The sequence below is a fragment of the Hymenobacter rubripertinctus genome, assembly GCF_003583925.1.
GTDB lineage: Bacteria > Bacteroidota > Bacteroidia > Cytophagales > Hymenobacteraceae > Hymenobacter > Hymenobacter rubripertinctus.
In genome coordinates this window covers 1-444 of sequence record NZ_QYCN01000132.1, presented here as the reverse complement: position 1 = coordinate 444, position 444 = coordinate 1, and the positions used below count along the sequence as shown (strand labels likewise).

Sequence of the window (444 nt, the reverse complement as noted above, 5' to 3'; positions counted from 1 at the left end):
CTCGCGAGCGAGAAGCTCCAGTTGGCCTGCGCCGGCTGCTGATACATCCCGTACGCCACCACGTCCACCGTGTCGCCTTTGGCCACACTCAATTGCTTCAACGGCCCCAGCGGCTGCGGGGCAGCGCCGCCCGCGTTGAGCAGGGCCACCCCGTCGCCCGAGTGGGCGAACTGCATCCCCACCACCCGCCGGATCGGGGCCGACACACTCACCGAGTCAAAGGCGTGCTGCTCGCGCCGGGTCTGCTCGGGGTTGCTGTCGAGCCCGGCATAGTTTAAGAGCTATTGCATTTGATGGCGGTGGTATAATGCGAGGTGATTCAGGTTGGCGTTAACCGACGGTTGTGCTCGTCGATGACGAGTTGGATGCGCGTATGGTGCATTTTCTCGCACCGACTAAACGAGCAGGACTTGCGCACCAACACGCCGCACTTTTGGCGCAACG

At 63.1% G+C, this 444-nt stretch carries 1 protein-coding gene; it reads right to left on the bottom strand.

From position 1 onward, the window contains the following. Nucleotides 1-206, bottom strand: a 206-nt coding sequence (locus D0T11_RS21860) for a hypothetical protein (RefSeq protein ID WP_147374818.1), incomplete at its 3' end; no start/stop codon positions are given. Between the last annotated feature and the right edge of the window lie 238 nt (nucleotides 207-444).